Below are 1766 nucleotides of genomic sequence, written 5' to 3'. Positions count from 1 at the left end.
GATATCGTCAGGGCAGCGAAGCGGCTGAAGCTTAAGGCCAGGATCGTACAGCCATCGCCAAAGCGGCTCGAGCGCTTGCCGCTGCCAGCCATCATCGAGAAGAAGGACGGCAGTTTTGCGCTGCTCGCTGCGGCATCGGCCGGCAAGGTGCTGCTGCAGGACCCGCAGGTTGGCGCGCCGCAGGAATTGACGAGGGAGGATTTCGAGGCGCGCTGGAGCGGCCATGTCATCCTGGTGACTAGCCGCGCCTTCGCTCATGGCTTCTCGCGGCGCTTCGATTTCTCCTGGTTCATCCCCGAGATCATCCGCTACCGCTGGATCTTCGCCGAAGTGCTTTTGGCATCCTTCTTCGTGCAGTTGCTCGGCTTGATCTCACCGATCTTCTTCCAGCTGGTGATCGACAAGGTGCTGGTCCACAACGGGCTGACCACGCTGGAGGTGCTGGTGATCGGCCTGTCGGCGGTGTCGATGTTCGAGGTGCTGCTGACCGGCCTTCGCACCTACATCACCATCCATACCACCAGCCGTATCGATGTCGCGCTGGGGGCCAAGCTGTTCCACCATCTGCTCGGCCTGCCAATCGCCTATTTCGAAGCGAGGCAGACCGGCCAGACCGTGGCGCGTGTGCACGAGCTGGAAAATATCCGCGCCTTCCTCACCGGTTCGGCCCTGACCGTGCTGCTTGATGTGCTGTTCCTCTTCGTCTTCCTGGCGGTGATGTATCTCTACAGCGGCTGGCTGACCCTTATCGTCGTCTGCTCGATCCCGGCCTATGTCATCCTGTCGATGGTGGTGACGCCGGAGTTCTGCCGTCGCATCGAGGAGAAGTTCAACCGCGGCGCCGAGAACCAGACTTTCCTTAGTTGTCTATTACGTTGCAGTTGGCGACTGCACCTTTGCTATCGGCGATGTGGCAGCCCAAAACAGGATTGCCCCGCAGACCTGAAGCAAGACCGCGCACAGCGACACGGTTTCGAAGCTCGAGGACTCATAGAAAATGCCGGCCACAGTCACACCAAACGTGGCGCCAAGATAGGTCGTGGCGCTGTTCAACCCAAGGATACGCCCCTTTGCTGTGGAACTGCTCTGGGATAGCAAAAGAACAATCATATTAAGGGAGACATTCGTGGTGGCTCCCCATAGAGTCACAATGGCCAAGGCTGCCGCATAGTCGCGTCCAGCAATTGCCATCAACCCATAGACAGCGGCATTGATGAATAGCGCAGCCGGCAGAAGCCTGCGCGCGCCGATCTTGTCGACCAACCAGGTGGCCGCCGTTCCCGCCGCAAAACCGAGACCGAATGCAAAAATGATGGCGCCGGCTGCGCTTGCAGTAGTTGCCGAGGCCTGTCGGACCTCATCGGCAAGAAAAGCAAAAACGCCGTAAAATGCGGTGGTAAAGCACAAGCACACTGTGAGCAGGACAGGGACGTTGTGATGGGTCAAGGCAGTAAGAAAGCTCACCTGAGCACTCTTCTTTGCGGCACTGTGCGCAACGTTTGAAGCACTGCGAATTTCGAAAGAAAGAAATAGAGCAATCGCAAACAAAATCAGATAGGCAGAACGCCATCCCGAGAGGTCTGAGATCAGTGCCAGTCCCGGGATGCCGCAAACGAATGCCAGAGACCAGCCGAAAAGCACCTTACCGAGGGAGCGGGAAAGCTCTTTGGGTTCACCGAAAAGCGTTGCCAGAGTATAACTGGACGGCAGGATGACCCCGGCACTTAGGCCCGCAAATGCTTGGGCGCCCATGAGCATTAATGGAT

General features: G+C 58.0%; 1 protein-coding gene. It reads left to right on the top strand.

Going from position 1 to position 1766, the window contains the following annotated elements:
- The coding region (locus EOA29_RS35320; RefSeq protein WP_245468712.1) for an ABC transporter transmembrane domain-containing protein at positions 1 to 1095 on the top strand (1095 nt) is incomplete at its 5' end.
- Positions 1096 to 1766: the final 671 nt, after the last annotated feature.

Origin of the sequence: Mesorhizobium sp. M1E.F.Ca.ET.063.01.1.1 (assembly GCF_003998155.1) — a bacterium.
Classification (GTDB): Bacteria; Pseudomonadota; Alphaproteobacteria; order Rhizobiales; family Rhizobiaceae; genus Mesorhizobium.
The sequence above is the reverse complement of the archived record's forward strand: the minus strand, read 5'-3'. Positions and strand labels throughout refer to the sequence as shown.